Origin of the sequence: Pseudomonas violetae, from assembly GCF_023072615.1 — a bacterium.
Taxonomy (GTDB): domain Bacteria; phylum Pseudomonadota; class Gammaproteobacteria; order Pseudomonadales; family Pseudomonadaceae; genus Aquipseudomonas; species Aquipseudomonas violetae.
In genome coordinates this window covers 424,122-431,561 of the sequence record NZ_JAKNRW010000004.1, presented here as the reverse complement: position 1 = coordinate 431,561, position 7,440 = coordinate 424,122, and the positions used below count along the sequence as shown (strand labels likewise).

At 61.6% G+C, this 7,440-nt stretch carries 6 protein-coding genes and 1 pseudogene; 2 read left to right on the top strand and 5 right to left on the bottom strand.

The window, feature by feature from the left end:
• Together L9059_RS08700 and L9059_RS08695 are read left to right on the top strand one after the other, a co-directional pair.
• Positions 1 to 156: pseudogene (locus tag L9059_RS08700) on the top strand (DUF2868 domain-containing protein); the annotation flags it as partial.
• Positions 149 to 1,519, top strand: a complete 1,371-nt coding sequence (locus L9059_RS08695; protein WP_247290023.1) for a GTPase/DUF3482 domain-containing protein — start codon at positions 149 to 151, stop codon at positions 1,517 to 1,519. The pseudogene L9059_RS08700 and the gene L9059_RS08695, both read left to right, overlap by 8 nt.
• A 113-nt stretch (positions 1,520 to 1,632) precedes the next feature.
• On the opposite strand, the gene L9059_RS08690 is transcribed toward L9059_RS08695, so the two are convergent.
• From L9059_RS08690 to L9059_RS08670, 5 genes are all read right to left on the bottom strand, one after another.
• Positions 1,633 to 2,193 (bottom strand): phosphonate degradation HD-domain oxygenase, encoded by a 561-nt coding sequence (locus tag L9059_RS08690; RefSeq protein WP_247290021.1) that lies wholly within the window; start codon positions 2,191 to 2,193, stop codon positions 1,633 to 1,635.
• A 2-nt stretch (positions 2,194 to 2,195) separates the two neighbouring features.
• A complete protein-coding gene (locus L9059_RS08685) occupies positions 2,196 to 3,326 on the bottom strand; it encodes a TIGR03364 family FAD-dependent oxidoreductase (protein ID WP_247290020.1) in 1,131 nt (376 codons plus the stop codon).
• A gap of 117 nt (positions 3,327 to 3,443) precedes the next feature.
• Positions 3,444 to 4,469 carry a putative 2-aminoethylphosphonate ABC transporter substrate-binding protein gene (locus L9059_RS08680; RefSeq protein WP_247290018.1) on the bottom strand — a complete coding sequence of 342 codons (1,026 nt, stop codon included), beginning with the start codon at positions 4,467 to 4,469 and terminating at the stop codon, positions 3,444 to 3,446.
• Between the two features lie 44 nt (positions 4,470 to 4,513).
• Positions 4,514 to 6,238 carry a putative 2-aminoethylphosphonate ABC transporter permease subunit gene (locus L9059_RS08675; RefSeq protein WP_247290017.1) on the bottom strand — a complete coding sequence of 575 codons (1,725 nt, stop codon included), beginning with the start codon at positions 6,236 to 6,238 and terminating at the stop codon, positions 4,514 to 4,516.
• Positions 6,238 to 7,314, bottom strand: coding sequence for a putative 2-aminoethylphosphonate ABC transporter ATP-binding protein (locus L9059_RS08670; RefSeq protein ID WP_247290016.1), 1,077 nt, complete (start codon positions 7,312 to 7,314; stop codon positions 6,238 to 6,240). Before L9059_RS08670 ends, L9059_RS08675 begins: the two co-directional genes overlap by 1 nt.
• Positions 7,315 to 7,440: the final 126 nt, after the last annotated feature.

The following is a 7,440-nucleotide window of genomic DNA, read 5'->3' as shown; positions in this document are numbered from 1 at the left end:
AACGCCAGCGCCACCCGTGTCTGGCTGCTGCAGGCGCCACCCGGCGAGGCGCTGGACGCCGAGCGCCTGGGTGATTGGCATGTGGCGTTGCAACAGCTGCAACTGCCGTTCGCCGACAGCGCGCCATTGAACTGGCTGGAGAACGGGCATGACTGACTCGCGTACAAACCCGCTGAAACTCGCGGTGGTGGGCCACACTAACGTCGGCAAAACCTCGTTGCTGCGAACCCTGACTCGGGATGTGGGGTTCGGCGAAGTGTCTCATCGGCCCAGCACCACCCGCCATGTTGAGGGTGCGCGCCTGTCAGTGGACGGCGAGCCGCTGCTCGACCTGTTCGACACCCCGGGCCTGGAAGATGCCATCGCCCTGCTCGACTATCTCGAACGCCTGGAGCGCCCCGGCGAACGCCTCGACGGCCCGGCGCGCCTCGCTCGATTCCTTGAGGGCAGCGAGGCCCGCCAGCGTTTCGAGCAGGAAGCCAAAGTACTGCGCCAGTTGCTGACCTGCGATGCTGGCCTGTATGTCATCGATGCCCGCGAACCGGTGTTATCCAAATACCGCGACGAACTGCAAGTGCTGGCCAGTTGCGGCAAACCCCTGCTACCGGTGCTCAATTTTGTCAGCAGTGCCAACCATCGTGAGCCGGATTGGCGCGAAGCATTGGCGCGGTTGGGTCTGCATGCACTGGTACGCTTCGACAGCGTCGCCCCGCCGGAAGATGGCGAACGTCGATTGTATGAAAGCCTGGCGCTGCTGCTGGAAAACGCCCGGCCTCAGTTGGAGCGCCTGATCGCCGATCAGCAAGCCCAGCGCTTGGCCCGCCAACAGGGCGCCGCGCGGTTGATAGCCGAATTGTTGATCGATTGCGCCGCGTGCCGACGCAGCGTCGTTGCCGAGGCCGAACAGCAGGCGATCAGCGACCTGCGCAAGACCGTGCGCCAGCGGGAACAGCGTTGCGTCGAAGCCCTGCTCAAGCTCTACGCTTTTCGCCCGCAAGATGCCGCCGCCAGCGACTTGCCGCTGCTCGATGGGCGCTGGGGCGATGACCTGTTCAATCCCGAAACCCTCAAGCAACTGGGTGTTAGGGTTGGCGGTGGTATAGCCGCTGGCGCCGCAGCCGGCGCCGGAGTGGATTTGCTGGTCGGTGGTCTGACGCTGGGCGCTGCGGCAATGGCCGGCGCTATTGCTGGCGGCGCCCTGCAAACTGCGCGCAGTTACGGCAGCCGCTTGCTGGGCAAGATCAAGGGCCGGCGGGAACTGACCGTCGACGACAACGTGCTGAGGTTGTTGGCATTGCGCCAGCGACAACTACTGCTGGCGCTGAATGCTCGCGGGCACGCGGCGCTGGAGAGCATCCAGGTCGCCACGCCACAGGACAAGACCTGGCGCGAAGGCAAGTTGCCGGAGGCACTGAGCAAGGCTCGGGCTTATCCACAATGGTCTTCGCTGAACTCCCATGCGAAGTTGAATCAGGCGGAGCGGCAGGAGCAGATAGAGGTGTTGGCGCAGCAGCTTTAGATCTCTGTTTTCTGTGCCGCCCCTTTTCCGAGCAAGCCCCACAGTGGATCGGTGTTGAACACAAAATATGTGACCCACTCCGGGCGGCGTTCCAACGACGCGGTCCATCGACCCTAAACCACCAATAGCCGCAACGCCTTGGCCTTCAATACCCCCAGATCAATCACCGGAACATCCATCTCCTTGGCTAACTCATCCCACTGCCGCATGCGCAGGCTCACGGCGCACAAGGGATCACGCTCATATGCCTGCGCCTCCTCAATGGACATCACCCCACCCTGATACTCCAGGGTCCGGCGACTGGCTTCACTCAATCGCTCGTAGTACCCAGGCTCCCTGAGTGTCAGATACCGCTTGGCCTGAACGTGATACTCCACCAGCCGCGTCATGCGTTCGCTAAAGCCTGCGCGGCGCAGGAAGTCAGCCCCCAGCAGCTCGTGACTGACCACGCCAAATCCGCCCATGTTCCCGGCGCTCTTGGCAGCGCAGATATGTCCAATGTCGTGGAAGAACGCCGCCAGCACCACTTCATCATCGAAACCCTCGGCCATCGCCAGTTCGGCAGCCTGGGACATGTGCTCGATCTGCGACACCGGCTCGCCGATGTACTCACTGGCGCCGTAACGCTCGTAAAGGGCGAACACCTCGCCGATGACTTGCTCATTGCGAACCATGATTACTCTCCCAACAAGGTCGCCACATTTCGCTCCGCCATGGCCGGCCCGACGCTCATGCCAACCCCGCTGTGCATCAACGCCGCGCTCACCCCCGAGGCCGGGCGCAGGAACGAAAATGGCGCTGGCCCGCGTGATCCATAGACACCCTGCCAGCGCTCGACCACCTGGATCTTGCAGCCCAGCGTCTGCTCGGCCAGTTCGATCATGTAATCATCCACCTGCTCGGCATTGAACGGTGAGGCATCGTTGCCGTAGTGGTGCGAATCGCCAATGATCAATTCGCCGTAAGGCGTGGGGCTGATCAGCAGGTGAATACCGTTTTCCTGCAGGTGCGGTGTGTCGCGCAAGATCTGCGCCTGTACTGCCGCGGCTTCCGGCAGATCGGCAAAGGCGCCGTAGTGCACGCAGCTCAGGCCGGTGAGTAATGCATGCTGCAGGTTGAGGCTTACCTGGGGACGGGCGCGAAGCATTTGCAGGCGACAGATTTGCGGGTTGAGCTCGGCGATGGGCCCGGCCAGCAAGGTCTGATAATCATGACCGGAGCAGACGATGATCTGCCCGGCACTGAAGGTGCCGGCAGTGCTGTGCAAACGGCCCGGCCCAATCTCGCGCACCAGCGTGGAGAAATGAAACTCGACGCCGAGCTCACGGCGCAGGTAGTCGGTCAATGCCGGGATCGCTTCTCGCGAATACAGTTGCTGATCATCCAGGCCATGCAGCGCGGCCCGGTGATGACGAAATTGGCCGCCATACAAGTCGCGTAAAGCTGCGCCGCGCAGCAGGTCGACGCGGTAGTCATGTTGCACTGCTCGACCGGCGCAAAAGGCTTCGAGCAAATCTTCCTCGGCTTCAGTGCGGGCGAACAGGTACGAGCCGTTGCGCTTGAGTCGCAGGCCGGCAAGTTGCGCCCATTGGCCCCAGATCTCACGACTCGCCTTGGCCAGTTCGAGCATCGGGCCGGGTGGCTGGCCGGTGACCAGTGCTTGGCCGAAGTTGCGCACTGAGGCGCCCAAGGATATTTCGCTGCGTTCGAATACGCGGACCTTGAGGCCGCGCCTGGCGGCGGCGTAGGCGTGGGACAAGCCCAAGATGCCGGCGCCGACGATCAGCATGTCGTTGTGTTGTGTCATTGGGTTTTGTCCTGAATGACAGACCGTTTCGCGAGCAAGCCCGCTCCCACAGGGGAACGCATTCCAAATGTGGGATCGGGCTTGCTCGCAATGGGGCCCTGTCAGTCGAAAGAAATCTTACTTGGCCGCCACTTTCTCGGACTTGCCGTCATAACGCTTGCGCCACTCGGTCAGGATCGCGTCGCGATTCTTCGACGCCCAGGCAAAGTCGTTCTTGATCAAGCGCTGCTCGTAATCCGCCGGCAACTCGGTCTGCGGCTTAGCGATACCCGGCTGAGCCAGCACCGCAAAGTTCTCTTTGTACAGCTCCATTGCCGCCGGACTTGCGGAGAAATCAGCCAGCTTCTTCGCCGCCTCTTCATGCTGCGAGCCCTTGATCAGCGCAGTGGCTTCAATCTCCCAGCCCAGGCCTTCCTTTGGCAGGATGATGTCGAGCGGAGCGCCCTGGCGCTTGAGTTGGACGGCCGGGTATTCAAATGAAATGCCGATCGGGAATTCGCCGGAGGCTGCCAGTTTGCAGGGCTTGGAGCCGGAGTGGACGTATTGCCCGATGTTCTGGTGCAGGTCATCCATGTACTGCCAGCCCTGCTTCTCGCCGAAGGTTTGCAGCCAAGCGCTGACGTCGAGGAAGCCGGTGCCGGACGAGGCTGGGTTGGGCATCACGATTTTGCCTTTGTACTCAGGCTTGGTCAGGTCCTGCCAGCTCACCGGTTTGGTCAGCCCAAGTTTCTCGGCTTCGATGGTGTTGAAGCAGATGGTCGCAGCCCACACGTCCATGCCGACCCAGGCTGGCGGGTTGGCGGCGTCACGGTAGTTGCCACCGATCTTGTCCAGGTCTTTGGGTGCGTAGCTCTGCAGCATGCCTTGCTGGTCAAGAATCGCCAGGCTCGACGCGGCCAAGCCCCAGACGGCGTCAGCCTGCGGGCGGGCTTTTTCGGCCAGCAGCTTGGCGGTAATGATACCTGTAGAGTCGCGAACCCACTTGATCTCGACGTCCGGGTTGGCTTTCTCAAAAGCCTCTTTGTAAGTCTTGAGCTGTTCAGCTTCGAGGGCGGTATACACCGTCAACTCGGTTTTCGCCGCAAAGGCGTTCAGGCTGAAAGCAGTCAGTACAGCAGCGGCCAGGGCCATAGGCTTGAACATGATGCAGCTCCTTTTATGGGGACACAGCTTTTATAGGGAAAGAACTATTTTCCGGGCACGGTCTGCCGCCAGGCCTGGGAGCGGCGCAACAAACCGCGCGAAGCCCAGGCCAGCAGCAGGGACACGCCCGCCGAGGTGAACAGAATCAGGGTCGACATCGCTGCTGCACCGCCAACGTTGCCGGCGTCATCCATGTTCAGCACCGCCACCGCCGCGAGGATGGTGTCGGGGCTGTACAGGAAGATTGCCGCCGATACGGTGGTCATGGCCGAGACGAACAGGTAGCGCACGATGTCCAGCAGCGCTGGCAGGCAGATCGGCACGGTGACCCGCAGGTAGTGCCGATACAGCGGCGCCTTGAGCGACAGCGCAGCGGCTTCGAACTCGGCGTCGAGCTGACGCAGTGCGGTGGTGGCGGTCATCTGGGCGGTGGTCAAATAATGAGCAATGGTGCACACCACCAATAGCGTCATGGTCCCGTAAAGCACATGCAGCGGGTTGCCGCTGAGATTAAAGAAGAAGACGTAACCCAGGCCGAGCACCAGGCCAGGCACCGCCATCGGCACAAAACTGAGCATGCGCAGGGTCAGGTTCAGGCCGGGCTGACCCTTGGTCTTTTCCATCAGGTAGGCGCCGGTGAAGATCAACACGCTGCCGATCAGTGCTGTGCACACGGCCATCTTCACGCTGTTGCCGTAGGCCAGCCAGCCTCCGCCCGCCGTGTCGTTGAACTGATAATGGTTGAGCGACAGCGACAGGTTATATGGCCAGAACTTCACCAGTGACGAGAACACCGCCATGCCGAACACCAGCAACAGCACCGCGCAGATGAGCATCACGATCGCCAGGTAACACCTGTCGCGCAGTGTCGATGGCAGCGGTTTGAACACTTGGGCCCGACCGCTCATGGAGTCGCCGTGACGGCGACGCAACCAGGCGTCGACGCCGAAACTGAACAGTGCTGGCAGCAACAGGACCATGCCGATCAGCGCGCCACGGCCGAACTGCTGCTGGCCGACCACCGCTTTATAAGCCTCCAGCGCCAATACTTGATAATCACCGCCGACCACCACGGGCACGCCGAAGTCGGTAATGGTCAGGGTGAACACCAGGCAGAACGCCGCGAACACGGCCTGGCGCGTCGCCGGCCAGGTGATGCTGCGAAAGGCCTTCGCTGGGCTGGCGCCCATGCTGGACGCGGCGTCGAACAGGCGCGCATCTGCCAATGAGAGGGCTGACAGCAGGATCATCAAGGCGTGGGGAAAGGTATAGATGACCTCACCCAGTACAATGCCCCAGAAGCCGTAGATATTGTCCGAGAGCAAGCCGCGCAACATGCCCTGGTTGCCGAACAGATAGACCAGGGCGATCCCCGGCAGCATCGAGGGCGCCATCAGCGGCAACAAAGAAATACCGCGCCAGATGCCTTTGCCAGGAATCAGTGTGCGTTGCAGCGCGTAGGCAAAGAGGTAAGCCAGCGGCACGACAATCGCCGCAACGCTTAGGGAAACCTTCAGGCTATTGCCCAATAGCCAATGGAAATTCGTACTGTTCACCAGCTCACGAGCAGCGACCAGACCACCGCCCTGCCCGGCCTCGGAGCTGAACCCGCGCCAGAAGATTGCCAGCAACGGCATCAGTACCGCGATGCCGAGCAGTAGCAGCAAAATCACTTTGCCGCCGACTACGAACACTCGATCACCGATCTCGGCTCGGGAAGTCTGCCGCACCTGCTTTCGCGGTAGCGGCAGCGCGATGTTCGCGCTCATCAGGCAAACACCTGCAGGCTGCGCGGCGGCAGAGCCACCATAATTTGCTGCGCGCCCAGGCGTGGCATGGCTTCAGGTGCCAGCTCGGCGAGCAGCGCATGGCCTGGCAACTGGTCGAGCTCGAAACTCATGCGGCAGCGATTGCCGAGAAAAGTGATTTCGCGAACCTTGGCCGGGAACAGGTTTTCCTCATGCATGGGCGGATTGACGCTGATCGCCTCAGGGCGGCAGAACAAACGGCCCGATGCGGTTTTCGTGCCTCCTTCAGCCAGGCGCATGTTCATTCCGCCGACCTGGGCATGACTGCCATTGCTGCGGCTGAACGGCAGCCAGTTGCCCTGGCCGACGAACTCGGCGACAAATGGCGTGGCCGGACGGTCGTAGATTTCCTGCGCCGTGGCGTACTGCTCGACCTTGCCGTTGTTCATCACGGCAATGCGGTCGGCCATGAGCATGGCCTCGTCCTGGTTGTGCGTGACCATCAGAGTCGTAATGCCGAGGTTGCGCTGCAGTTGGCGCAACTCGGTGCACAAATGCTCGCGAACCCGGGCGTCGAGGGCCGACATCGGTTCATCTAGCAGCAGCAGCGAAGGAGCCGGCGCCAAAGCCCGCGCCAGTGCGACGCGTTGCTGCTGGCCGCCGGACAGTTGGCCGGGATACTTTTTTTCACTGCCAATCAGGCCCACCAATTCCAGCATCTGCCCAACACGCTTGCGCAATTCATCGCGACCACTTCCGGCGAGGCCATAGGCGATGTTTGCCTCGACGGTGAGATTGGGGAACAAGGCGTAGGACTGAAACAGAATGCCGTAGTCCCGGGCCTGGGGCGCCAGGTGGGAGACGTCGCGATCGCCGAGATACAGCTCGCCGCTGTCCTGTTTCTCCAAGCCGGCGATGCAACGCAGCAAGGTGGTCTTGCCGCAGCCCGACGGGCCCAGCAGGCAAACCAGCTCGCCGGCTGCGACGTCGAGGGATACGTTATCCAGCGCAGTGAAAGCGCCGAATCGTTTCTGCACGCCGCGCACTTTCATCGGGGCGCCGGGGTTGGTCAGGGCAGTTGCGATCGAGTGGTTCATGGACAGGCCTCATCAAGCAGATGAGTGCCATCCTAGATTTGTAATGCGTCGGTCATGTGGCAGTGAGGCAAAAACGGCTGATAGTGGTATTCAGGGATTTTGGTTGAGGTTCAAGAGGTGCGTTGC